The following is a 23,655-nucleotide window of genomic DNA, read 5'->3' on the forward strand; positions in this document are numbered from 1 at the left end:
GGGTTACCCGACTGGCCGCCCCAGGATCGCACCCCTTCCTTCAGGGAGCTGCAATGCCCGATTCCCCCGCGGTAATCGCGGTGAACTACCACCGCATCGGCGCGATCGATACGGCCAACCCCTTTCACCGGCTGCACACCGTCGACGCCGGCGTCTTCGCCCAGCAGGTGGATTGGATGCAGCGCCACGGAGCGGTCATCTCCCTTGACCAGGTCCGTAGCGGCCGCGAGCTGGCCGAGCTCAACTTCGTCGTCTGTTTCGACGACGTGCCGGTCTCGGCAAGGCGCGGCATCGACCTGCTGCGCGAGCGCGGCCTGCCTGTGACCATCTCCCCGTGCGGGCACCTGACTGAGCACGGCGCCGGAACTCGCGACAAGGTCTACGCCATCGAACAGTTGGCACCCGCCGAGGCCATCCGCGCTCACCTGGCCGAACTCCTGCCCTCGGTCGGCGAGAACGCGTCGTTCTACCACCTGACCAAGAGCGCCGAGCTGAACCCGCACTGGGTGCGTACCGAACTAATCGACCCGCTGTTTTCCACCATCGAAGCCCAGGCGCAGCCTCTGCTTGCCCAGCGCGGCTACCTGGCCTGGCCGGAGCTGCGGGAGCTGGCCGCCGACGAACTGGTGACGGTGGCCAATCACACTTTGACCCACGACAACCTCGCAGCGCTGTCACGCAGCGCGCTGGAGGAGGAGATCACCCGCTCGCACGCGCTGTTCACCGAGCGGATGGGATTTCCCGCCCGCTACTTCACCGTCCCCTTCGGTCGCTTCACCCCCGAGCTGGCCCTGGACTGCCTGCAGGTCCTGACCGCAGCCGACTACGCGGGCATCTTGTGGGTGGGGCCGGCCGGCCTGACCATCACCGGCCCTTACCGTCACCAGGTGCTAAACCTGTCCCGCCTACACTCCGCATCCACCCTCGAGGACTTCACCGCCCACGTGGCGCGCGCCCGCCGGGCCAGCACCGCAGCCCTGATCTGGCAACTAGCCCCGACCCGGCACCGGCGGCCCGTCACCATCGGCTCCAGCCGCGACGCCCACCGAGCCCGGGTGACGGAGATGGTGCTGCGCCAAGGCAAGGACTACGCCAGCGACCCGGCCTTCTACGCCTACCAGTTCACCGACAACCCCTACCGGTCCGAGCGACCCGACTATTACACGGTCGAATGCGACGGCCGCATTGAGGCGACCGCCTACAACTTTCACACCGTCTTCGCCGTCGACGGCACCTGTGTGCCGGGTGTGTACCTGTCCAGCTGGCGCAAGCTCCCGCACGCTCACCCAGCCGCCGCGGCCCACCTGCTGCACACCATGCTCACCCGCGAGCCGATCGTCGGCGTCTACCGGCCCAACCCCGCGATCGCCGCAGCCTTCTCCGGCTGGCACCGAGCCCGGGTGCAGCACCTCACCCTCCCGGTGCCCGCCGGCCACCCTCGGGGCCCGCGCCCGCCCTACCAGGTCGGCGAGCACGCCGACTTCCCGGAGTCGTGGGTGGAGCTGTGCGCCACTTCGGTACGCCGTGCCGGCTTCACCGTCGCCCGCGACGCCACCTACCACCGCTGGCGGCACAGCTCCTATCCCCTGGCCCGAGCCACCTACCTGACGCTGGAGCGCGCCAAGGAACCGCTCGCCCTGGCTGTCATGCTGCACCGCCCCGGTGCCGTCGAGATCGCCGACTTCCACGTCGCCGCCGCCGCGACGACTGCGGTAGCGCCCCTGATCGAGGCGGTACTAGCGAGCGCCGCTCGCCACGGCGCCCCCACCGTGACCTGGCAGGCCAGCGACCCGTACCTGGTCGCGACCGCGGTAGGCGTATTCGGCGCCACGGCCACCCCGTTCGACAACTTCTACCATCTCAACCCCGCTCTGCTCGGCCCCCTGGGCGTCGCCGCCGGTGAGCTCGGCCGCCGCTGGCCGCTCTTGCCGTTGCACGAGACCGGCACCACCAGCGACGTCCTGCTGCGATAACTCAGGAAGGCATCTCCCTGTGCCCTACACCGTCCCCGACCTCCTGCTGGAGTCCGCCGCGCGCTGCCCTGACGCCCCGGCGGTCATTGACGGCGACGCCGTCATCTCCTACCACTGCTTGGCCGAGCTCGCCCACCTGTATGCCGGCGCCCTGACCGAACCGCTCGCCCCAGGTGAACGCGTCGCTTTGCTGCTGCCACGCAGCATCCCTACCCTGGCCACCTACTTCGGCGCACACCTGGCCGGGCTGGTGCCGGTGATCGTGCACGAACGGCTGCGGCCCCGCCAGATCGCCCGCATCCTCACCCACGCCCAGGCTGGTCTGGTCGTCACCACTGCCCGGCTGCGGCACCTGCTGCGCGACTGCCCCCTGCCCGATGAGCAGATCCTCCAAGCCGACGACCTCACCGGCAAGCCGCTGGCCCACCCCGTGCGCACCATCGGCGCCGATCTGGCCGCCCTGGCCTACACCTCCGGTTCCACCGGAGGTGCCAAGGCCGTCATGCTCAGCCACCGCAACCTGGTCTTTGGGGCCTTGGTGGTTGCCGACTACCTGCATCTGGACGCCGCTGACCGTACCCTGGCGCTGCTGCCCTGGTCGTTCGACTATGGCCTCAACCAGGTCCTTGCGACGTTCGTGGCCGGCGGCACAGTGGTCATCCAGCGCTCGGCCTTCCCGCCCGACATCTGCCGCACCCTCACCGCCGCGGGTGTTACCGGCATAGCCGGCGTGCCCACCCTGTGGTCGGACCTGGCCGGTCCCCGCTCGCCGTTCCTGCGCCAGCACTACCCGCAGCTGCGCTACCTGACCAACTCCGGCGGCGCCCTGCCGCCCCTGATCACCCAGGCACTGCGCTCGGCGCATCCGCAGGTCGCCATGTATGCGATGTACGGCCTGACCGAGGCGTTTCGCTCCACCTACCTTGACCCCGTCCGAATCGACGCCAAACCCGCATCGGTGGGCCAGGCCATCCCCGACAGTGAGATCCTCATTCTCGACGAGCACGACGCCCCGTGCCCGGTCGGCGTCGTGGGAGAGATAGTCCACCGCGGGCCGACCGTCGCCCTGGGCTACTGGCGCGACCCGCAGGCGAGCGCCGCGGTCTTCCGCCCTCACCCTCACCTGCCCGCGCCCCGGCAGGAGACCGTCGTCTACTCCGGCGACCTGGGCTACTACGACGCCGACGGCGATCTGCACATCACCGGCCGCCGCGACGAGATGGTCAAAATCCGCGGTCACCGGGTCACCCCGGCCGAGATCGAAGCTGAGATTATGGCGTGCCGCATGGTCGGCACCGTCGTTGCCGTCATCAGCCCCGCCACCGACGGAAACGACCCGCGCGTCCTGGTCGCCATCCAACCGCACGGCCCGGACTTCTCCCTGCAGACCGTGAAGGAGTTCTGCCGCACCGAGCTGCCCGCTCACCTACGCCCCGAAACGATCACTGTCTTCGAGGAGATGCCCCGCACCCCGCACGGCAAAGTCGACCGTCAGCAGCTCCATCACCAGCTGGCCCCATCCGCCCACACCGGACCTTGGCGATGAGCGCGGCCGCGAACCCGGCGTCCTCGCAGGTAACCGACCTGCTCACGCCGCTCGACACGTACATGCGCCTGCACGCGGCCACCCTGCGCCGCTTCGGCGCCAGAGCGCTGGATCTGTCCTTTCCCAATCCTCAGTTCCTCGCCGACCCGCACCCCTACCAGACGCTGGCCAAGCTGGCCGCCCGCTGTGACCCGCTGGACCTGCGCTACAGCCCCTTCGGCGGCTTCACCCCGGTCCGGCGGCGCATCGCAGCCGCCCTGTCCAAACGCCACCAACTGTCCTACCGCTGGAGCGACATCATCATGACCCCGGGCGCTGCCGCGGCCTTGACCATCGCCCTGCGCACTCTGCTGGCCCCCGGCGAGCACGTCATGCTCATCACCCCCTGCTGGATGGACTATCCGCTGTACCTGGCCGACCTCGGGTTGGGGTGCGACCCGGTGCCCGCCGCCGCCGACAAGCACCTGGACTTGGCCGCGATCGAAGCCGCCTGGCGGCCGCACATCCGCGCACTGATCATCACCCAGCCGGTCAGCCCCACCGGCGTCGTTCACAACGGCGATGAGTTGGCGTCCTTGGCCGCGCTGCTGACCCGCTTGTCGCAGCGCCACAGCCACCCGATTCTCCTAATCGCCGACGAGGCCCACCGCGACCAGGTCTGGGCCGGCACCTGCTGCCCGGCCCTGGCCAGCCACTACCCCCACACCCTCACCGTGCACTCCTTCGGTAAGGCCTGGCAGATGCCCGGACAGCGCACCGGCTACCTGGCGGTCTCCCCGCACCTGACCACACCTCCGCAGGCCGCCCACCGCCTGATCCAGGCCATGCGCACCAGCGGGCACGGCGCCCCGACCGCACTCATGCAGCACCTGGCCGCGGCCCTAGCCGACGCCCGGCCCGACTTGAACGCCCTGGCCCGCCTGCAACGCCATGCCCGCCAGGACCTACGCAAGCACGGCATCGAGGTCCTCGAGGCCCACGCCACCCAGTTCCTGTACGCCCGCTGCCCCACTGGCGACGACGGCGCCTTCGTCACCGCCCTGGCTAACCGAGGCGTGCTGACCATGCCTTCCCATCTGTTCCACGAACCCGGATGGTTCCGCCTGGCGCTCAACGTGGACATCCCCGATCTGAGCCAGGCCGCGCGCATCATCGCCGAGGAGGCCGCCCGTGCTTGACGCCCGCCTGACGATCGCCAACGTTTGCTGGGACCGCGAGCACTACGTACCCTCGCCGTCCGCCGCGCTCGATGCGGAGACAGCCCACCGTCTCACCGGCCGGTTCGCCACCGCCCACCACCAGGGCGACCGCATCGTCTTGGCCCGCGACCCGCTGGGCCTCAACAAGCTGTTCATCGGCCACCACCCCACCCGAGGAATGATCGCCACCAGCTACCTGATCGACCTAACGCGCGCTGGGATCCCGTTTGCGCGCACCTATGCCGTACCCGCTGGCAGCATCTTCACCGTCGACCTGCGCCGCAGCACGACCAGCATCCACCGCTACGCCACGCTCCCGCCCACCAGCGGCTCCGATCGCTCACAGGAGGCCGTCGCCGCCGACATCGCCGACGCACTGGCCTGCGGCATGCGCCGCCTGGCGGCCACCCGCCCCGACCACCCGGTGGCAATCTGCCTGTCTGGAGGCGCCGACAGCTCCCTGATCGCCGCCTACGCCCGCCGATACCTGCCGAACCACACCCTGACCGCCTACACCTACTCCTACACCGGCGGCGGCACAGGCCTGAGCCAGGACGCCGCTGCCGCCCAGCGCATCGCCGCCCACCTGGGCCTGCCGATCCGCCTGGTCGCTGCCGACACCGATGCGATCCTCCAGGCGCTGCCGCGCGCCCTGACCTACGGCCAGGACTGGCGCGACTTCAACGTCCATGCCGCCATCGTCAACGACCTGCTGGCCGCAGCGATCGCCGCCGACCACCCCACCGTCCCCCGGCCCCTGGTCATAACCGGCGACCTGATGAATGAACTCCTAGGCGACTACAGCCCCGTCACCTACGCCGGAGACACCTACTACCGCCTGCCCCGCCTGGACCCGGGCAAGCTGCGTGTCAGCCTCACCCGCGGAATCCAGACCGGGGACCGGGAGGTCGGCGTCTTCAACGCACACGGCCTGGAGGTCATCCAGCCCTACGGATGGGCCGCCCGCCTGCTGCTCGACCTGCCCAATCCGGTGTCCAAACCGGACATCATCACCCGGCTCGCCGCCGGAGCCCTACCTGAGGACGTCATCCACCGGCCCAAGGTCCGCGCGCAGATTGGCGACCACGACGCCCACCAAGGGATCCTGCCGCAGCTGTTGCGGGCCGGCCTGGATGCCCGCGGGCTGCAAGCCGCCTTCTGCCGGACGTTCGCCATCACCGGTGCCGATGAGCTTCGCCGCGTCGTGCGCGCCGGCATTCACCAACCACCCCCGCCCACCCCAGGAGGGAACCCGTCATGACACCCCAACCGCTCACCCACGACAGCGTCGCCGCGGAAATCGAGGAGTTCCTCCGGCAGAACGCCGCCATCGCCTCAGACGATGCCGGCTTCCAGCGCACGACGGACCTGTTCGACGCCGGCTACCTCGACTCCCTGACCCTGGTCACGCTGACCGCCTTCCTGGAGAAGAGGTTCACGCTAGCCCTCACCGAGGACGACCTGTTCGACCCGCGGTTCACCACGATCGACGGGATAGCTCACCTGGTCACCGCCCGAGCGGCTTGCTGAGGGCGCGGCCGCTCCCACACCACAACATGACTTCATGCACCGGGCGGCACCACGGCCGGCACCGCCGGGCAACGAGCAAAGCGCCGCGCGGTCACATTCAGTCGCGTGCTCAGTCTGTTAGACGGAGCGCAGCAGGAGCGATGTAGGGACGCACGTCCACCACGTGCATGTTGGCCGCGCGGGCGCTGGCGATCCCCTCATCGGCGTCTTCATAGGCCCAGCAGCGGGCGGGCTCCACCCCGAGCCAGGCCGCTGCGGACAGAAACAGATCCGGCGCAGGCTTGCCCAGCGGCACATCATCGCGGCACACCACCGCATCGAACAGATGCCTCACCTTCAGCGCTGCCATGCCTGCCTCCACCACACGCCGAGCGCCGCCGGAAGCGATCGCCATGGGCACCGCACCGTGCAGTTCCTCCAACACAGCCCGCGTCTGCGGAATGAGGACCAAGCTGGTGATGTCCGCCAGGATGTACTCCTGGCACGCGTTGATCACCTGCGCAACGGGCAACTCCCGGCGATGGACAACAGCCAGCTCGGCCAGCAGGTCGGCCACCGAGGTCCCCAACCGCTGCCCATACCAGACTGGGTCCAGCACAACACCGTGCGCCTTCACCGCATAGGCCAGCGCGCGGAGGTTGGCTGACTGGGAGTCGGCGAGGGTGCCGTCCCAATCCCACACCACCGCCGCGCACTCGGTCTGGTTCGGTCGTGGCAAGATCGGCATCGGCATCGGCCTTCCCAGCGGGACAGCTTCTCACCGATCAGAGTAGATCGCTGGAGGGGCTCGGTTGGACAGGGTTGGACAAACGAGAAGACCAATCGAAGACTCTTGGTTTCGGGCGGTTTCGATGTGATCGTGTCCTGGGCACCCGCGCTGCACTTCCTCAGTCGCTCACATCATTATCGATGTGGCGTGGCCCCAATTCCAGCTCAGGAGATTGATATGCCCCCGTTGATTCTTATGCCCATCAGGCAACCAAGGACCGTTGTGGACCTTCGGACGGAACCGCCTCTGGTCTCCTGATCGCAATGAGGACTCTCGTGACGCCGCGCCACGCAGCCCAACCCGAAAACTCCGATCAGGCCCTTGTTGCCGCTATGCACCTCTCCGCCTTGCTTGCTCGGCGCAACATACCGGCCTACGTGTACCGCCTGCCCAACGGAGTGGTGGTGTCCGTGTTCGCAGGGCTCCTCGCCCACGTTGATCGCGTCATCTGGTGGGCCATTCCCGATCTCACCGGTACCCGCGACAAGCCGCTCACGACGTTCGCGCACACGACCGAGGCCGCCGCTGGCCGGCTTGCCGAACATTACGATCAGCTACGATCGGTCCCCCTTGGCGAGTTGGTAGGCAAAGGGCTCATTACGCCCGTGGCCGCGGCGCTTCTCGACGACAACGAGGTTCACCGCGATGTCGTACCTGTTTGACGAAGATGAGGTTGCGCTGGCGCACCTCATGGAGCAGAGGTCTCCTGGGTGGGTCATCATCTGGCGCCGCTGGGCGCGGACATATATGGCGTGGCACACGGCCGACCCCAATCGGTGCCGCTGCGTTGAGTCCGCCGACCCCGACAAGTTGCGTTCCCTGATGATCGATGCAGAGGTCGAACATCTGTACGCGGCATGGAGCGCTAGTTGACGCGGTGCGTTTGATGCGCGAGGCACGACGGCCACCGTCCAGTTCGCATGGCGAGGTGCTTTGGGAGGCCCTGCCCAGACGCACTACAGCCACCGCTGTTGGAACCGATGCCTGCTGGCGTACCTCAGGGCAGTGGCTCGACCGGCACCCGTGGCCAAAGTGCCCGGAGCGGCTGTGGCTGAGAGGTGAGTACGGGCCAACCACGGTCTCGAGCAGCGTGGACGACAGCGGCCGCCGTAACACCTGCCGGCGCGTGATTCCCGGCAGCAGCGCGGAGGGTATCAGCGATCCCAGGGGCGGTGCCGCGGGTGAGGTCAGTAATGACTGTGATCGGCAGATTGAGCAGTGCGGTGATGATGTCCCACCGATCGTCAGGGATCTGCGCGAGCGCGGCCACCAGGGCAGGGGCCGGGACAACGATGACGAGATTCTCTTCGACGGACGACCAGACGGCAGCCTGCGCGTACGGGGAACCGACGCCAAAGGCGACCAGGCCAGAAGAGTCGAAGACGCGACCGCCGATCACTCGGCGGGTGCCTCGAAGGTATGGGCGAACGTACGTACTGCCGCGAGAGCATCAGCGTCGGGCTCACCGCCAAAGATGCTGCGGAGCCTAGCCAGAGCGTCCTCCCGCTCCTGGGCCGTCATTACGACGGTTTCGACGATCGCACTCATAACGGCCAGCGTACCCCCGCCTTCTTCTCGACGCGAGATTACAACAAGAACCAATGCTCATCGCTATCCTCATCATCCGGCCTCCCATGAGGATTACCTCGGCGGACAGTAGATCGCGTGGAGAGGCAGTCCCACGTCGTAGCATGGGCGTGAGCAGCGTAGACGTGCTGGCGGTGACACGTAGAGCCCTGCGCCCGCTGCTCGTCTGGGTCCCATCCCGTGGAGCGTGTGTGAGTGACCAAGCCCTGGTTGGCAAGCGAATTAAGCAGGTGCGTCGTCAGCGTGGTCTGTCCCAGGCTCAGCTGGCGCATCCTGAGCTGTCCGACAGCTACGTCTCCCTGATCGAAAGTGGTAAGCGAGCGCCCACTGCTGAGGTGCTGGAACTTATCGCCGGCAAGCTCGACTGCTCCGTAAGCTACCTGGTTACAGGGGTGTCTCCAGACCTACTGGAAGATATTCGCGTCGCGCTTAAGCACGCTCAGCTTGCTTTCAACCAGGGTGAGTTCAGGGAAGCGCGGCACCGCTACAAGGGTCTCCTCAATGACAGCCGCCTGGCGGGGCTGACGGAGTTCCAGGCGGACGCGGAGTACGGGTACGCGCTCGCGGCCGAAGCGTGCGGCGACTCGGCGGAGGCGGCCCGGGTCCTGAGCGAACTGCTTGAGTCGGGTGCAGGACTGGACGATGAGCGGCTGATGATGGTCAGGGCGGCGTACTGCCGTACTCACCTCGCCCGGGGCGACCTCAACCGGGTCATCCAGCTGGGAGAGGCAGTGCTGACCGAGGCCGTTTTCTGGCAGTGGACCGAGCGCCACGTTGAAGTGGGTGCAGCGGTCCTGATGGCGTACGCAACCCGTGGGGATCTGCTGCGCGCCCAGCAGTTCACCCTGGAGCTGCTGGGCGCCGCGGACAGGATCGGCGCTGTCGGCGCCGCAGCTTCAGCGCGATCTGCCGCGGCTGCGGTGGCAGAGCTGTGCCAGGAGAGCGACAAGGCTCTCGCGCTGGCACGGCAGGCCCTGTTGGACCAGGAGGAAACAGGAGACGCCGTGGCCACCGCGCGGGCGCGGATGGACTACGCCCGGCTCCTGCTCACGCTGCAGCCCACCGAGGCCGAACGAGTACGCGACCTGCTCACCACGGCCAGCCGGGAAGCGGGAGCGTTGCCGGAGGGGGTCGACCAGCTACGTTGCGCGCTGCTGCTGGCGTGCGTGGAGCTGGCCTTGGGTCATCCGGACCAGGCGCTGGAGGTTTTGCGCTCAGCGCCCAGTGCCACCGGCGATGCCGCCGACGAGCATCAGGCGCAAGCACACCTCATCGCCGGCAACGCTTATCAGCAGCTCAATAGGCTGCCGGAGGCGGAGGCGAAGTATGACGCCGCCAGCCGGCATTTTGCCCAGGCGCCGCAGACATGGGCGCTGGCTCGCACCTGGTTCGAGATCGCTGAAGCGCTCACCGTCATCAACCCCTCAGCAGGCATCACTGCCTACCAGCGAGCGCTGTCTTGCCTGCAGCTGTGAGTGTGCGCGAGCAGACAGGCCGGGATCGGTGACTTGCCTCACGGCGAGACCGGCCGACTCGGGATAGAGCTCGTGAACCGCCTCAAGCAGATCACGCAGGTCGCCAGTGCGGGCGTCGATCGCCCACCGGCCGGGGTCGAAGAAGTACAGGCTTGGCCTGGTCTCCCTGATTGGACCGCAGGCCCAGATCCGGCTCAACGGGTACAGTCCGAACAGGTTGATCCGCAGGTCAGGACATCTCTCCTGCAACGGGGCGAGGAGCGAGTAGGCACGCCGCAGGATTTTCTCCTCCCGAGGGTCCTCGACGGCGAGCGCCAAGCGACGTCCGTCCGCTGAGGCTCCCGCCCTCAGCAGCGCCGCGACATAGCTCAAGGCAGCCAGATCAATGCCGTTATCGGGACGGGCAAGACTGCACAGCTCGCGCCACAGCCAGTCGCCCTCTCCGAGGACCTTCAGCATTTCGTCGATGGTCTGATTCGGGGGACTGATGCCGTCGAGTTCCGGTCGTGTCTCGATCACCACCGGGGCGCCCTGTAGAAGGTCAGCCAGGTGGGTTGCGAACATCAGCTCTACGCGTCGGTGCCGCGCGTCGACCATGCGCATCCACTGCTGAGCCAGCTCGGGACTCATCCGGCCCAGGGCGTGCAGGTGGTACTGGACCCGGGGAACGTCCAGGACGATCGTGACCGGCACCTGGGCGGGAAGGCTGTGTACGATGCCGGCGATGACCGCGGCCTGGCGCAGGGCTCCGTCGACCTCGCTGACCGTCAGATGCTGGGCCGGGTGCTCGATCTGGTCGATCGGTGGGGGATTGACACTGGTGTGCAGGTCGCCCAGGGGAAGCATGTCGCCGTTGTTCAGGCGGAATCCCAGCCCGGTGGAGCTCCACAGGCATAGGCCGGTGACGATGCGCAGTTCACGAAGGTCGCCTAGAGGTAGCGGTGGCGGAGCACCCTTAACGAATACGTGATGACGAGCATGTCCGAGGTCCGCCGCGTTGTAGACGGTGATCCCGCTGTGGCCGGGCCGGGTGTCGAGCTCGCAGATCGCGTCCGGGCCGACGGCGCCGAGGTCACCAGTGAGATAGCCGAGGACCTCGCGCAGGCGTCGCTCGCCGCTGGCTACAGGACGGCGGAATCGTGCAGGTAGACGGGGAGAAGCTGCAGCGACGTGGACATGCCCGGGCGCGATTTCACGCGGACGAAGGGGTGGATTTGTCAGGTCGACCTCGCGGAGGAGGGCTAGCGATCCGCGGATCGGCTGCGTGACGTACCCGACGCGGCGACTGCTGTTCGCGCTGGCAGGCGAGGCGGGATCGTCCTTGAGACGAAGGGGAGTGGGGGTCATCGACGGATCACCACCAGGAGGGTTCCGGTGACGGTGACGGCGGCGCCGGCCAGCTTCAGGGCTGTCAGCGACTCTCCCAGCAGGACGGCGGCGGCCACGAGCCCGGCGACGGGGGTGAGGCACAGCGTCACGCTCGCCTCTCCCACGGGGATGACCGTAAGCGCGCGATTGTACCACAGGTACGGCAGGCCAACACCCACCGCGCCGGCCAGTGCGGCCGCGGCCCAGTGGCTGAGGTTGGCACCGGACGCGGTGAGGGTGCCGTCGGCCGCCTGGAGGATGCCGGCCGGGGCGCACACGAGCAGGGCGATGAGGAATTGCCAGGCGGTGCTGGCCACAGGGTCGGCCTCCTGAGGCATCACGCGGGAGGCGAGTAGGGAGTAGGTTGCCGCGGCGAGCGTCGCTACGCCGATGAGGACAGCGCCGAGGCCCTGCCCGACTTCAGCGGATGTCCCCTGGACGATCCACAGGCCGCAGGTGGCTACGGCCAAGCCCGCCCAGGTGGATCTACGCAGCCGTTCCCGGAAGAACGCCAGCGCGCCGACGGCGACAAGGGAGCTTTCGGCGCTGCTGATGAGGGTCGCATGCATGGAGGAGGCGGTGGCGAGTCCCAGCGTCCACGCCCCCGAGGTGAGAACAGGGTCGAGCAGCGCCATGATCGTGATGCGCCTGAGGTGCCGGACCGGGCGGTGGCCCCGAACGATGACGACCGTCCACAGCGTCATGGTGGCGGCCGCGAGTTCGACTGTCAGCAGCGTGCCCGGAGGCAGCCCTGTGGTGGCGTGTTTCAGGACCGGCGCGGCAAGCCCCCACCCTGCGGCGGCCGCGACGAGGGCGCCGCGGCTGCGGCGGCGCTCGTCGCGAGCGCGGCGCCGACGAGGCCGCCTGCCAGCCGGGCTGGCGGCTGGCGGCGAGATGGTCAGGGGTGGCAGGGAGACGGTAGGTGCCCCGGAGTCGCTGGTTACCGGCATGACGGGCCACCGAACGGTGAGCGATAGTCCCGCAGCCGCCAGGCGTCGTGTTCGCGGACCATGGCGATGTGCAGCTGGTAGTGGGCCTGTTTGCGCGCTCCGAAGGTCCAACGCTTCGTCCCGTCCGATCTCTGGGTGCCGGCGTGGGTTTCGTCGCCGCAGCCCCGCAGAACCGCGATGCGCGAGGTGAGGCTGTCTACCGCCAGATGGGTGACGCGGATCTCGCCGACCGGGCGGACGTCTTCGCGTATCCAGCTGTCGATGGTGTCGGTGAAAAAGCTGGCGCTGCCGCGGGCCACGGTGTCTCGGGCGAGGTAGTCGCGGTATCTGTGGTCGCGGCCGTGGGTGTCAATGGCGCGCCACCAGGCCGTCCAGAACGTCTGGAAGGCGGTCACCGCCGGGCGCGCACCTGAGGGCAGTTCGGGAGCGACGCTGAAGGTCAGCCGGTAGCCTGGCGGGCTTTCGAGGCCGCGACTGGCGCGTCGGCGGGTGACGTGCGGGTAGGTGGTGTCGTGCGGGTGCCGGTCCTGGGCCCGCTCCGCGGCTGGGGTGGCGGACATGATGGCGGGAGAGACCGCAGGTGCGCGGTGGGTTTGGCCTTCCGTGCAGGCGCTCAGGGACAGAGCTAGCGGCAAGGCCAGCAGCAGGAGCCGTGCTCGCTGACAGGGCGCTATCGCCTTTCCGGGTCGCAGCCGCGCTTGCGTGGCCTCCGGCCTCACGTGGGTCCCTTGGCTTTCGTTCATGGAGCTCACCTCTGTGAGGCGGGGTGGATGGGTGCGGTCGGGCGACGCAGGTGGTACGGCGGGATCAGCCCAGAGGCCAGCGCGGGCGCATCCAGCGTCTGGGGGAGGTAGGGCAGCCGGCTCAGTCGGTCGGTCATCACTGCGGCGGGATCGGTCGCGTCAGTGAGGCTGCCAAGCAGGAACGCCTGCTCGAGCTCCCACGCCGTGTACATGACCGTGGTGCGAAACAGGCTCTGAAACCGATCGAGAGCAAGAGCGACAGGTTCCTGCCGCCACAGGGTCGGGCAGCCGGCCGGGGCGACGACGGTGCCGCCAGGGGCGAGAAGGTCCCGGCACAGGTGCAGGTAGAGGCTGGTGTAGAGCTCGTGCAGGTATCCCGTACCGCCCGTCGGCTGGGCCGGGGCATCAAGCACGATGAGGTCGTAGCGGGTGCCGGACTCCAGCTCAGAGACGATCACCTGGTGCGCGTCGGCGAAGCGGGCCCGGATCGGGCCGTTCCCTTCGGCCGCGGCCAGGAGCTGGTGGCTGTCGTATCCGTACGGCAGCAGGAGGGCGCACAGCTCTACGCACTCGCGGTCGGCATCGACGTGGTCGACGTGGGCGACGCCGGCCTCGGCGGCGATCTGCGCGGCGAGTCCGTCACTCGCTCCGATGATGAGGAGACGGCGTCGCCCGCCGGCCAGGAGCAGACCTGGGATCGTCAGGGCCTCGCTGTAAGCCTGGGCGGTGAGCTCGCTGCTTTTCAGCCGACCGTCACAGAGCAGGGTCACCCCGTGGACCGCAGTTCGCGCGATCAGCACGCGCTGGTGAGCAGTGACGCCGGTGTGCAGGACCTCCTGCAGCATCCAGGTGCGTGTCAGGTCCGGCCCGAGCCGCTCGGCTAGGGTGCGGGTGGTGGTCAATGGGACTCCTTGAGGGCGGTGCCAGCACTGACAGAGGGCGGGCGCCGTCACCAGCTGTGCGCCGGAACCGGCTGCCTTGACTGGCTCAGTCAGCTTCACGCTGGCTGCGGCGCGGCCCGCCGGTGCGGTGTGGGTGTCGGCAAGCCGCGCCGCAGGTGCTCACCGGATGGAAGGCCGGTGAGCCGGGGAGAAGAGTCGGTGGCCTGGCGAGCCGAGACAGCGCCAGAGGTGGATGTGATCGCAGGGTGCGGTCGTCGTCTAAGGCGGCAGTGGCATGGGCGTTTCCTCACACCGGAAATCAACAGGCATCTTGACTAGTCCTGACAATCTCTGTCAAATTACCCGCATCACCTTTCACGATCACGACAGGGTCGGCCGGTCCCTCGTGGGGGTTCGCGGGGCTCGGCGAAGGGGACCCACCCAACAGGCAGGCGGGCACTCTCACCAGATGGGGAGTGCCCGCCTGCGGCTGGTGGACCGGCACCCGGCGTGGCGTCCACCACTGGAAGGGGGACCCCCCGTGTCGGCAAGCGATGCAGCAGCGATACGCCGGCGCCACGCGCGTGCTGGCGGACAAGGTCTCAGCAACCCGTATCTCCACCTCGCCGGCGCGGCGATCTGCTGGGGCATCGCCGCACCCTTGGCCGTCTACGCGCGCAGTGACGGCCGCGCCCTGACCGTCCTTGGCTTGCTGCTGGTGCAGATCGCCTCGGCTGCGGCGCTGCTGTGGGTTGTCGTGATCGGCCGCCGGCGGCCGCGGCGGGTTAGTCACGGGCGAGCGGCGCTTCTGGGCGTGATCCTCGCCGCGGTATGCGCGGTAGCGGCCCTCGTCCCGGCCACCACCGGCGGCGCGGGAGCGTTCGCCCGTGAGGCGGCCGCGGGGTATGCGGTCGCGCTTGCGGGATTGACCTTCTGCGGGCAGCGGTTGCGCTGGCCCGCCGGGGTGGGCCTGGCCGTGGGCGGGGCCGGACTGTGGCTGCTGCACGGCGCGCCCACATCCGTCCTCCCCTGGACACACCTCGCGCTCATGCTGACGGTGGCGGTAGGGGCGGGGCTGTATTCGGTCCTGGCTGCGCGGCTGCGCACCGACCCCCTGGCCGCGGCCGCGTGGCAGGCCCTGTACGCCCTGGCCGCCGTGCTTCCCGCCGCGGCCGGGCAGTGGCTGATGAGGCCGCTCCTCGGCGAGGCCAGCCCCCTGCACCTGGCAGCGGCCGCCGTAAGCGGCGTCGTCGGCATCGCCGTACCGGTACTGCTGTACAACCGGTCGATCCGTACGGTCCCGCTGACCGAAGCGGGCCCGATCCTGTGGCTCACACCCGTCGCCGCCGCCGGCGGAATGCTCCTGCTGAGCCATCGGCTCACCTTCGGGCAGTGGCTCGGCGTCGCCCTGGTGCTCGGTGCCGTTGCCCTGGCGGCCGGCCGAGGCCAGCGCAGGGAGACCGGTTTGTCTGCACGGTCTGAATCCCAGGCCGAGGACGAAGCGCGGCAATGGCCGCCACTGCCCAGACAGTCCAGGGCAGGACAGGTGGGGCGGGACCTGTGGCGGACTCCCCCACCGCCAGCCGCCCGGCGCCGGCCTGGACCCGACCTGGCGCACGATCCCCACACCGGGGATGTCCTCGGACAGGTCCTGTCGTTGCCCGATCATCCCAGCCCCGCCCATCCTGCTCGCACGTTGGCTGGCGAATCGCCGGGACACCGCTCCCAGCAGGCGGCCATCGCTGACGCGCCCACCGTGGACAACCTCACCCCGTACGGTCATCGACCGGCCCTTCCTTCCCCCTTGCCGCACCGCACCGCGACGGCACTGCGGCACCTGCTGCAGGCCACCCAGGCCTTCCAAAGCGCACTGGAGACCGCGCTCGATACCTCCGCTCCGCCCGCAGCCGCTGCCAGGGAGCAGCGTGAGCGGCCAGCCGGCTGAGGCACTGTCAGGTCGGCTCGTAAACGAGGGCGGCGTGCTGCTCGCGCCAGGTACGCAGGATGTGATCGCTCAGCTGCGGCCGGGCAGCGAAACGCATCACGGAGATGACAGGCATGCCGGCATGGACATCGACCTCCACCGCCGTGATGAGCAGCTCGAACCGGGCCAAAGAGCTGGCCGGCGCCGACGGCAGGCGCCTCGGCTCGGCGCGAATGTGAAACACGTCCGGCGGCGCGGCGATGAGCAGCAGCACCGGACTGCCCCGGCCCATGTTGGCGGCAGTAGCGCTGTCCGGCCACACCACGGCGCGTAGACGCTGCCGGTCGACCACGAGCAACTCCGCGGCGCTGAGCAGGCATGAACGCGGCTGGCCGTCGGCGTCGACAGTGGTCAGGATGAGGCACTGTCCCCTCGGCTGCTGCCGTGCGTCGTCAGACAGCAATGCCATCACCCGAGGCGGGAGCGTGCTCCCGCACCGCGTTGCCATAGGGCTTCCTCCGAAGTGTGACGAGGGGCGGATACGGCGCAGAATCCGTTCGCTGGCCTTCGAGCTGGCCGCGTAAAGGTGTGTTCCTTCACCAAGGCCGGGCCCGCGTGAGCGGGCACCGGCGGAGAAGGCCTACCCCCGGTGCGACCGACGGGCGCAAGGCCGGCACTGCAGTGATGGGTTGGATGGCACCGCTCACGCCGTCGGGACGGATTCGGAGTTGCGCTGCGAACGAGGCGCGCGCCCCCGCGGGCTGAGGCTCCACCGTGGCGTCAGGTCGTTGCCGATGCCGAGCTGGTCCAGAACCCGGGCCACGATGTGGTCGACGACGTCGCCGATGCTGGCAGGGCGGTTGTAGAACGCGGGCATCGGAGGGACGATCGTGACCCCGTGCATCCTGCTCAGCGTGAGCATGTTCCGCAGATGGATCTCGCTGAGCGGAGTCTCCCGCGGCACGATCACCAGCGGCCGGTGCTCCTTTAGCATCACGTCGGCGGCGCGGGTGATGAGGTTCCCGCCGAGGCCGTGGGCCACTTCCGCCAGGGTTTTCATGCTGCACGGCACGATCACCATGCCGTCGACGGGGTAGGACCCGCTTGAGATCGGCGCGGCTTGGTTGTCGTACCGGTAGGTCCTGGTGGCGAGACTCTGCACGTCGCTGAGGTTGTAGTCGGTTTCGATCCTGATCGTCCGCTCCGCCCAGTCGCTGACCACCAGGTGGGTCTCGACCTCCTGCGCCTGTAGCACCTCCAGCAGCCGGATGCCCAGGATGACGCCGGTCGCGCCGGTCATGGCGACGACCAGCCGCCTGGGCCGCCTGCCGCCCGCCGGCGCCAACTCATCTCCGTTGACCTGCATCAGTGCGTCCGGCGGGGTGTCGGTGTCGCTGCGAAGGCCGTTCACCGTGCCCCCTCCACCGCGATCTCCAGCAGGCCCACCACCGCGCCGTCGCGGTCGGCGATGAAGCCGACTCTCCCGGCGAGGCTGTCTTCAGCTGCGTGCACGACCGCGCCGCCGGCCTCTGCCGCTGCCGTTTCGGCCGCTGTCAGGTCGTCGACTCCCAGGTAGATCAGCCAGCGACAGTGGTTTCGCGGCGGCTGGTGCGTCTGCGGAGAGATGACCAGGTCCAGGTGCTCGCTGTTGGCCTGCAGCCGGCCGAAGCTGCGGGACCCGTCGCGGGCGGGGTGCAGTTCGTAGCCGAGGACCTCGTGATACCAGTCGGCCGCGCGCTGGGGGTCAGGGGTGACGAGCTCGGCTGCGCAGATGGTGCCCGGCTCGCCCACGACGTGCGTGCCCGGTTCGGGCCCGCTGTGCCACAGTCCGAGCACGGCGCCGTCGAGGTCGGCGGCGAAGGCGATCCGGCCGGCCTGGCCGATGTCGGCCGGAGGCTGCACGACCCGGCCTCCGTGTTCGAGGATCAGCGTGCACGTCTTGTCCACGTCGTCGACGGCGAGGTAGGGGCACCACCCCAGGGGCACGTCGTAGGTTCTGGTCGTGGTGTGGGCGAGGCCCGCGCAGTGGACCTGGTCGATGGTCGCGATGTAGTGCGGGCCGACGACGCCGGGCACGTAGTCCCAGCCGAGCACCGCCCCGTAGAAGGCGGCGGCGGCGCCGAGGTCGCCGGACACGAGTTCAGGGTGGACGAGATCACCCTGCCGGTGCAGGGTCGGAATGGTAGGCATGGGGGTTCGCCTTTCATCGTGGACCAGCAGCCGGTGAGGGCCGGTGCCGGTGGAGCGGGTGAACCGCGTCGTGCGGGTCAGGCGTGGGCGTAGAGGCTGAGCATGGAGGCCAGGTAGTCGCCCACGGTGCGCGGCGGCCCCGCCCACAGCGGCAGTTCGGTGGTGCCAGGCAGCGGCAGCGGCGTGAGAAAGGTCGCTGGGTTCGGGTTGGTGAAGAAGACCAGCGACTGCCGCCGCCCTTCTCCCGCCAGCGGCGGCCGCACGCGGTGCAGGGGCGAAACCCATCGGCGGCCGGTCCAGTTGGCCAGCATGCTGCCGACATTAACGATCAGGTTGTGGGGGTCTGCGGGGACGGGATACCAGCACCCGTCGTCGCCGCGCACTTCCAGGCCCTCGGCGCTGCTGGCCAGGATGGTGAGCAGGCCGCGGTCGCGGTGCTCACCGAACCGCATCTGGTCAGGCCTAAGCCGACGGCCGCCCTTCGGATAGTCGATTGAGGTGAGCCAGCTGAGGTGCCGGTGCAGGGACTGCCGGAAATGGTTCGCCGGCAGTCCCAAAGCGAGCGCGAACAAGTTGCTGACGCGCACAGACAGGTGATGCATGGCCTCGTAGTAGGCGCTGAGCGTGTTCCGTACCTCCGGCATTCCCGCCGGCCACGCATTCGGCGGGGTGAACTCGGTGCAACGCTCCCCCTCGTCGAGCTCCCGCCCGACGGCGTAGGTCGCCTTGCGGTCGCGGGGGCCGGTGCTGGTCGTCGACGCCCGCAGGGTGTCCGGCCCGTGGTAGCCGAGGAAGCTGCCTTGCCGCGTGCATGCCTTCTTCACGCGTTGCGGGGAGTCGAAGAAGATGCGGGACACCTCGAAGGCCCGGTCGATGAGGTCGGGGGACACGCCGTGTCCGGTCAGGCGGACGAAGCCGACCTCGCGGCAGGCGGTGTCGGTCTGCTGCACCGCGTTGTCGTCGAGGTCGCTCAGGTCGATCAGGGGGATCGCCTGCGTTGCTGATGCCGTGGTCATGGTCGGTGGATCGGCCCTTCACGAAGGGGATTGGCGAAGTAGGCGCGGAAACGGTTCGTGATCAGAAGGTGCCTCCGTGCCCGGCCCGCGCCGCTCATGGAGCGGCGCGGAGGGATCGAGCATTCGGCTCTCACCGATGGCCAGCAGCCACAGGTCACAGGCGTCTTTCCCGGCGGCGGCCCAGGCCCGGGCCGTTTCCGTGGCCGGCGCGAGGATCGCTTCGCGGCCGAGCAGGAAGGTCCCCCAGTGCATCGGCACCAGGACGCGGGCACCGACGTCCTGGCAGATCTGCACAGCCTCACCCGGCTCGACGTGCGCTGACTGCTGCAGCCACCGCGGCTCATAACTGCCGGTGGGGACCAGCGCGACATCGATGCCCGGGTACCGGGCGCCGATCTGTTTGAAGCCGTTGCCGTAGGCGGTGTCGCCGGCGAAGTAGATCCGCTCCCGCCCGGTGGTGAGGATCCATCCGGCCCACAGCGTCGCGCACAGAGTGAACGGGCCCCGGCCGGACCAGTGATGGGCCGGAACGCAGCCGATCTGGACCTCGCCGACCTCGGTCGACTCCCACCAGTCGAGCTCGCGCACGTCACGAAAGCCAGTCCGGCGCAGCCATCTGCCAACACCGAGAGGGACCACCATCGTGGTCTCGCGTGAAAGCTGCCGGAGCGTGCGCCGGTCCATGTGGTCGACGTGGTCATGGCTGATGACGACGACGTCGACGCGCGGCAGGTCCTCCCAGGCGATGCCGGGCGGCGTGAGGCGGCGCTTGACCCCGGGGACCTCTCCCCAGACGGGGTCGGTGAGCACCGTCACGCCGCCGAGCTGGAGCAGGAAGGTGGAGTGTCCTACCCAGGTGACGACCGAGCGCCCCGCATCCGGCTCCGGCAGGCCCTCGTGGCAGATGGGAATGCGGCGCTTGTCGGAGACGTCCTTGGGTGTCCACCCGCCATCCAGCAGGCAGTGGACGATGTCGACTGGGCCGGGCAGCCGATGCGTGAGACGGTGCCGGTACCGCCCGAGCAGGCGCCCGGCCAGCAGTTCGCCGGCGGTCATGTGCGGGCCTCGCGCGGCTTGCGGCAGACGTACAGCAGCGCTGGGGGGACGTTGCGCCACACCATGCTGGTGGTGTGGACGTCGCGGAAAACCTCGCGCAGCAGGCCGCGGAAGCGGCGGGCGGCCGGCCACGGCAGCGCGGTCACGGTGGTGACGGTGGTGAATGCGGCGCCTGGGGCCATCGCCTTGGCGACCTCGCCGAGAATCGCCTGCTGGGTATCGCTGCCCATCAGCGTCCAAGGCAGTGCGGACACGACGGCGTCGACTTCGGTCACGTCTGCGGAGAACAGCAGGGAGCCCAGCTCGGCGGCGTCGCCGCGGATCACCTCCAGCCAGTCGCCCCGTGAGCGCTCCAGGTGGCGCGCGCAGTCCGGGTTGAGCTCGATCGCCAGGTGCCTGCCGGACCCGTCGCGCATGCGGCGGTGGATGGCGTCGCTGATGACGCCGGTGCCGGGGCCGAGCTCGGCGACGACCGCCGCTGTCTGAGGCACGATGCTCGCGGCCAGATCCGCCAGACGGCGTGAGCTGGGGGCGATCGCGCCGAGCTGCCGGGGGTTGCGTCGGATCGCCGACAGAAAGGTACGGGTGTCGTCGCCCGTATCCGAGCCGCGAGGGGTGTAGCGGGTGGGCAGCCAGGACGAGTCGTACGTCGATCGCCCGCGGCGGTTTCGGGAGGGGGTGGCGTTGGCCATTGCTGTCCTTGGAGTCAGGGGTGGTAGCGGATCAGGCGACTGCCGAAGGCGTCGACGTGGCCGACGGCTGATGCGTGCGGGGATAGGGGTCGCGGCGGTAGGGACCGCCGCCGGGATGCGCAGCAAGCACCTCCCGGCGACCAGGTGCTTGGGGTGCCGGGGCGACCGCGGTGCCGGTCGTGCCGCTGTGGCAGGCGCACTGGGCCGCCGGGCCGTCCAGATCCGCTTTGATCGCCTCCACGAGGTCGGCCGTTGCCGTCTGCAGGTCAGCGATCACGCCGCGGGGCAGACCTCGGGGGGCCAGTGGAGGGACCGGGCGTGCTTGGACCGGCGCTGGAGTGACGCGCTGCCGGGCGCGCACGATCAGAGCGGTCAGGCCGGCGAGCACGAGCACGCCAACGCCCACAGCCAGTGCAGCCTGCCCGGCGGGCACGCTCGCACCACCTGCTCGGCTCGCCGCGGCGTAGATGGTCGTGGCGGCGAGTGTCCCGCCCAGGTGGCGCGCGGCCGCGAGTTCGGTCAGGCCCGCGACATGGCGTCGGCTGCTCACGCCGGCCAGGCCCGCCTGCCAGGCGCCGGTGTGCGTCGCTCCCAGTCCTAGTCCGGCCAGGATGAGAGCCGGTGCCCACAGCGGCGCGTTGCTGAGGGCACCGGCCCCGGCCGCCAGCAGCCACGCGGCTCCCCCGGCGGCGGTGGCCGCGCCGACGTAGACCGTCAACCGGGGGCTGGCTGCCCGTACCGTCATACGGCCGAGCGCGGCTCCCGCGACTGCGGCCAGTGGTCCTGCCGCGGTAGCCGCCATGGCCCAGGACCCCTGCCCCGCCGGCTGCACGAGCAGCGGGATGGCCAGAAGCACCAAGTAGGCCGCCGCTCCTTCGCAGAGGGTCACTGCGACGCCGGTAAAGCTGGGCTTTCCGGTGTCCTTCGCGACCAGGCGCCACCCCGCACCGGCCAGCGCTACTGTCCCCGCGGCAGCCGTCAACAGGCTCCAGATGCCAGCCGACAAGAAGACGGCTGTCGGCAACGTGGCGGCCGCGACCACGACCAGCGCTTCCCGGGCCGGATCGGGGCGGCGCGCTCTGCGCCACCCTGGAGTGTCAGGCACCCACGCGAGGCCGATCAGCAGCAGCCCGGCGGCAGCGACGCTCACCAGATACACCCCGCGCCATCCTGCCTGGGATGCGAGGCCGGCACCGGCCAGGCAGGTGAATGCGGCACCGGCAGCGAATCCCGTGGTGGACACGCCGACGGCCGCTGCGCGTCCTCGCGTCGTGCAGTGCTCGAGGTAGAGACCGGCTGCGCACGGAACTGCGGCTGCGGCCGCAGCCCCTTGCAGGGCAACCGCGGCGAATAGAACCGCATCCGCGGACGCTGTGAAGGCGGTCATGGCTGCGGCGGCGAGGATCAGCGACGTGGCGACGAGCATGCGACGCCGCCCCACTCGGTCGGCCAACCAGCGGCACACGTTGAACGCGGTGACTGCCGGCACCAGCGCCGCAATCAGCAGCGCGTCGGCGAGAGGGGCGCCGGCCGGGCCGTTGTCCGTGGCCGCTGACGCAATGGTCAGCGTGGCGGTCGTGACGTGAATCCCGGGCAGCGCCATGGCCAACGTGCACACGAGTGGGGTGAGCGGCTGACGCCTGGGTATGGCGGCGTGGCGCGCTCGGCGGCCAGGCCCAGATGGGGAGGCCGCGGAAGTCGAGGGAGCTGAGGCGACGTGCGTGGTCATTCGACGTCCCTTGGGCGGGCAGCGGTGGGCACGTGCGAGGTTGAAGAGTTCGAGGCGACGGCGCTCGCCGTGGTCTAGGGGATGGGTTGCGGCGACCGGGGCCGGACCCGGGCGATACGCGTGATCTCCAGGGCGGTGTGCGCGGGGTTGTCGCCCGTGATCAAGCCCCAAACCGACAGCGCGACCTCTGCCAGGTCCTCAGGCCGGTCGACGTACCAGGAGACGGGCCGGTGCTGGTGGCGTAGCAGGGCCTCGGCTTCCCGCTCGGCCAGGGGCGCCGGTAGGACGTCCTGATAGGCGGCGATCAGCGCCGGGATGTCCCACAGCTCGTCGACGGTTGCGGTGGTGGCCATGCGGACCTTGACCGTGTCGGCATTGCCGCCGACGACCCGGATCTCCACGCTGGAGGCCTTGGCTTCGATGCGCGCGTGCAGGGCCGCGAGCTGCTGATAGGTGACTGAGGTGTCGCAGTAGGCCAGATGTCCGTCGAGCACGGCCGTGACCGGCCACTCGCGCCAGTCCACCTCGGGACTCGCGTGCCGTAGGTGGGCGGCGACGTCGGAGTCGGCCGGCGCGGCCAGGATACGGTTCCAGGGGCTGGTGAGCGGCGGGTCGACCGGCATGGGGAGCTCGGTCCAACTGGACACCTCCCAGCCGTTCAGGATGGCGACGGCTCTGACGCCGGTGCTGCTGGGGCGGCTGTACAGGCCGTGCATGGTCTCCCCCATCGTCCACGGCCCTGTCTCCCACCCCAGGTCCGGCGTGCTCGGACGGAACGGGGGCGGGGTGCGGATATCTCGACGGAGTGTCCAGTCGCTCAACGATGGCCTCCCATCTGTCTCGCCTTGGGGGCGCTTCCCCGATGGAGGCGTCCGAGGGCTGGCAGCGCGCACGCCACCTCGGCGTACGCCATATATGGTGGAAATGCTGAACCATCCGCCATATATGGCTACTCAAGATGGTTGGTTCGTCGGGGTTATGTCAAGATTCCGCGCCATATATGGTGGACTCATCTCCATACATGGCG

The 23,655-nt window shown here is 69.3% G+C and carries 22 protein-coding genes; 8 read left to right on the forward strand and 14 right to left on the reverse strand.

The genetic code is table 11. The features are described 5' to 3' along the window. Positions 1-53: 53 nt before the first annotated feature. The 5 genes from QSK36_RS17385 to QSK36_RS17405 are packed head-to-tail and all read left to right on the forward strand — an operon-like array spanning position 54 to position 6,248. The gene (locus QSK36_RS17385; protein WP_285783123.1) at positions 54-1,973 is read left to right on the forward strand and encodes a polysaccharide deacetylase family protein; all 1,920 of its coding nucleotides are present in this window, start codon (positions 54-56) and stop codon (positions 1,971-1,973) included. 19 nt (positions 1,974-1,992) lie between these two features. Next, positions 1,993-3,519, forward strand: coding sequence for an AMP-binding protein (locus QSK36_RS17390; protein ID WP_285783124.1), 1,527 nt, complete (start codon positions 1,993-1,995; stop codon positions 3,517-3,519). Continuing rightward, on the forward strand, positions 3,516-4,697 hold the full coding sequence (locus QSK36_RS17395) for an aminotransferase class I/II-fold pyridoxal phosphate-dependent enzyme (protein WP_285783125.1): 1,182 nt from the start codon (positions 3,516-3,518) through the stop codon (positions 4,695-4,697). The genes QSK36_RS17390 and QSK36_RS17395 overlap by 4 nt, the downstream gene beginning before the upstream one ends. Beyond that, positions 4,690-5,979 carry an asparagine synthetase B family protein gene (locus tag QSK36_RS17400; RefSeq protein ID WP_183545172.1) on the forward strand — a complete coding sequence of 430 codons (1,290 nt, stop codon included), beginning with the start codon at positions 4,690-4,692 and terminating at the stop codon, positions 5,977-5,979. Before QSK36_RS17395 ends, QSK36_RS17400 begins: the two co-directional genes overlap by 8 nt. Continuing rightward, positions 5,976-6,248 carry an acyl carrier protein gene (locus QSK36_RS17405; protein ID WP_183545174.1) on the forward strand — a complete coding sequence of 91 codons (273 nt, stop codon included), beginning with the start codon at positions 5,976-5,978 and terminating at the stop codon, positions 6,246-6,248. Before QSK36_RS17400 ends, QSK36_RS17405 begins: the two co-directional genes overlap by 4 nt. A 109-nt stretch (positions 6,249-6,357) precedes the next feature. Here the strand turns inward: QSK36_RS17405 and QSK36_RS17410 are convergent, their stop codons facing one another. Continuing rightward, positions 6,358-6,981 carry an HAD family hydrolase gene (locus QSK36_RS17410; RefSeq protein WP_285783126.1) on the reverse strand — a complete coding sequence of 208 codons (624 nt, stop codon included), beginning with the start codon at positions 6,979-6,981 and terminating at the stop codon, positions 6,358-6,360. A 311-nt stretch (positions 6,982-7,292) separates the two neighbouring features. Between QSK36_RS17410 and QSK36_RS17415 the strand changes: the two genes are divergently transcribed. Further along, positions 7,293-7,679 carry a hypothetical protein gene (locus tag QSK36_RS17415; RefSeq protein ID WP_285783127.1) on the forward strand — a complete coding sequence of 129 codons (387 nt, stop codon included), beginning with the start codon at positions 7,293-7,295 and terminating at the stop codon, positions 7,677-7,679. A gap of 733 nt (positions 7,680-8,412) precedes the next feature. Here the strand turns inward: QSK36_RS17415 and QSK36_RS17420 are convergent. Further along, positions 8,413-8,565, reverse strand: coding sequence for a hypothetical protein (locus tag QSK36_RS17420; protein WP_183545180.1), 153 nt, complete (start codon positions 8,563-8,565; stop codon positions 8,413-8,415). A gap of 230 nt (positions 8,566-8,795) precedes the next feature. Between QSK36_RS17420 and QSK36_RS17425 the strand changes: the two genes are divergently transcribed. Further along, entirely contained in the window at positions 8,796-10,079 is a 1,284-nt protein-coding gene (locus tag QSK36_RS17425) for a helix-turn-helix domain-containing protein (protein WP_285783128.1), read from the forward strand. Here the strand turns inward: QSK36_RS17425 and QSK36_RS17430 are convergent. The 4 genes from QSK36_RS17430 to QSK36_RS17445 all read right to left on the reverse strand — a co-directional run bounded on the left by QSK36_RS17430 (position 10,029) and on the right by QSK36_RS17445 (position 14,042). Beyond that, complete coding sequence (locus QSK36_RS17430) at positions 10,029-11,426, reverse strand: hypothetical protein (RefSeq protein ID WP_285783129.1); 1,398 nt, start codon at positions 11,424-11,426, stop codon at positions 10,029-10,031. The two genes, QSK36_RS17425 and QSK36_RS17430, sit on opposite strands and share 51 nt — an antisense overlap. Beyond that, positions 11,423-12,397: a DMT family transporter gene (locus tag QSK36_RS17435; protein WP_285783130.1), complete on the reverse strand. Its 975-nt coding sequence runs from the start codon at positions 12,395-12,397 to the stop codon at positions 11,423-11,425. The genes QSK36_RS17430 and QSK36_RS17435 overlap by 4 nt, the downstream gene beginning before the upstream one ends. Beyond that, positions 12,388-12,957 (reverse strand): hypothetical protein, encoded by a 570-nt coding sequence (locus QSK36_RS17440; RefSeq protein ID WP_285783131.1) that lies wholly within the window; start codon positions 12,955-12,957, stop codon positions 12,388-12,390. The genes QSK36_RS17435 and QSK36_RS17440 overlap by 10 nt, the downstream gene beginning before the upstream one ends. Before the next feature lie 188 nt (positions 12,958-13,145). Then, positions 13,146-14,042, reverse strand: coding sequence for a spermidine synthase (locus tag QSK36_RS17445; RefSeq protein ID WP_285783132.1), 897 nt, complete (start codon positions 14,040-14,042; stop codon positions 13,146-13,148). Between the two features lie 520 nt (positions 14,043-14,562). Between QSK36_RS17445 and QSK36_RS17450 the strand changes: the two genes are divergently transcribed. After that, complete coding sequence (locus QSK36_RS17450; protein ID WP_285783133.1) at positions 14,563-15,966, forward strand: EamA family transporter; 1,404 nt, start codon at positions 14,563-14,565, stop codon at positions 15,964-15,966. Between the two features lie 7 nt (positions 15,967-15,973). Here QSK36_RS17450 and QSK36_RS17455 read toward each other — a convergent pair whose 3' ends face one another. The 8 genes from QSK36_RS17455 to QSK36_RS17490 form a co-directional block, all read right to left on the reverse strand. Beyond that, positions 15,974-16,417 carry a hypothetical protein gene (locus QSK36_RS17455; RefSeq protein WP_285783134.1) on the reverse strand — a complete coding sequence of 148 codons (444 nt, stop codon included), beginning with the start codon at positions 16,415-16,417 and terminating at the stop codon, positions 15,974-15,976. Positions 16,418-16,648: 231 nt separating this feature from the next. Further along, positions 16,649-17,356, reverse strand: coding sequence for a UbiX family flavin prenyltransferase (locus tag QSK36_RS17460; protein ID WP_285783135.1), 708 nt, complete (start codon positions 17,354-17,356; stop codon positions 16,649-16,651). Beyond that, positions 17,353-18,135, reverse strand: a complete 783-nt coding sequence (locus QSK36_RS17465; RefSeq protein ID WP_285783136.1) for a VOC family protein — start codon at positions 18,133-18,135, stop codon at positions 17,353-17,355. Before QSK36_RS17465 ends, QSK36_RS17460 begins: the two co-directional genes overlap by 4 nt. A 77-nt stretch (positions 18,136-18,212) precedes the next feature. After that, the gene (locus QSK36_RS17470) at positions 18,213-19,151 is read right to left on the reverse strand and encodes an isopenicillin N synthase family dioxygenase (RefSeq protein WP_285783137.1); all 939 of its coding nucleotides are present in this window, start codon (positions 19,149-19,151) and stop codon (positions 18,213-18,215) included. Between the two features lie 18 nt (positions 19,152-19,169). Beyond that, positions 19,170-20,207 (reverse strand): MBL fold metallo-hydrolase, encoded by a 1,038-nt coding sequence (locus QSK36_RS17475; protein WP_285783138.1) that lies wholly within the window; start codon positions 20,205-20,207, stop codon positions 19,170-19,172. Next, positions 20,204-20,899 (reverse strand): class I SAM-dependent methyltransferase, encoded by a 696-nt coding sequence (locus QSK36_RS17480; RefSeq protein ID WP_285783139.1) that lies wholly within the window; start codon positions 20,897-20,899, stop codon positions 20,204-20,206. Before QSK36_RS17480 ends, QSK36_RS17475 begins: the two co-directional genes overlap by 4 nt. Before the next feature lie 31 nt (positions 20,900-20,930). Further along, a complete protein-coding gene (locus tag QSK36_RS17485) occupies positions 20,931-22,502 on the reverse strand; it encodes an MFS transporter (RefSeq protein ID WP_285783140.1) in 1,572 nt (523 codons plus the stop codon). A gap of 200 nt (positions 22,503-22,702) precedes the next feature. Beyond that, positions 22,703-23,449 carry a hypothetical protein gene (locus QSK36_RS17490; protein ID WP_285783141.1) on the reverse strand — a complete coding sequence of 249 codons (747 nt, stop codon included), beginning with the start codon at positions 23,447-23,449 and terminating at the stop codon, positions 22,703-22,705. Positions 23,450-23,655 lie beyond the last annotated feature (206 nt).

The organism is Microbispora sp. NBRC 16548 (genome assembly GCF_030268985.1).
Classification (GTDB): domain Bacteria; phylum Actinomycetota; class Actinomycetes; order Streptosporangiales; family Streptosporangiaceae; genus Microbispora; species Microbispora catharanthi.